Source organism: Treponema sp. R6D11 (genome assembly GCF_054786075.1).
Genome location: NZ_BDHD01000752.1, coordinates 1 through 543, shown reverse-complemented (window position 1 = coordinate 543; position 543 = coordinate 1). Strand labels below are relative to the sequence as shown.

The 543-nt window shown below is 45.1% G+C and carries 1 protein-coding gene; it reads left to right on the top strand.

The window, feature by feature from the left end:
* A partial coding sequence (locus tag ACYVTD_RS15900; RefSeq protein WP_461248660.1) for a serine O-acetyltransferase occupies nucleotides 1–514 on the top strand: 514 nt, incomplete at its 5' end.
* Between the last annotated feature and the right edge of the window lie 29 nt (nucleotides 515–543).

The following is a 543-nucleotide window of genomic DNA, read 5'->3' as shown; positions in this document are numbered from 1 at the left end:
ATACCCTGGCATTTATGCCACTATGATTTACAGAATAGCGCATGAACTTTATTTGCTTTCGGTTCCGCTTATCCCAAGGATTATGAGCGAATACGCGCACAGCGCGACCGGCATTGACATTCACCCGGGCGCGACAATAGGCAAATATTTCTTTATAGACCACGGCACGGGCATTGTAATAGGCGAGACCGCCATTATTGGAGACAATGTAAAATTGTATCAGGGCGTAACCCTTGGCGCGTTGTCCACAAAGGGCGGTCAAAGTATAAAGGGAGTAAAACGCCACCCGACTATAAGCGATAATGTTACGATATACTCAGGGGCAAGCATTTTAGGAGGGGACACAATTATCGGCGAAGGAGTGGTAATAGGCGGTAACGCTTTTGTGATTCGCTCAGTACCGGAAAAAACGCGCGTCAGCGTAAAAAACCCCGAATTGCAGTTTAAGAGCAGCGGTAATATTTCGTCTCATATAGAATTAGACCAACTGGACTTTTGGCATTACGAGATATAGATTTATCTGATACCTCGGTTTTGTTTATC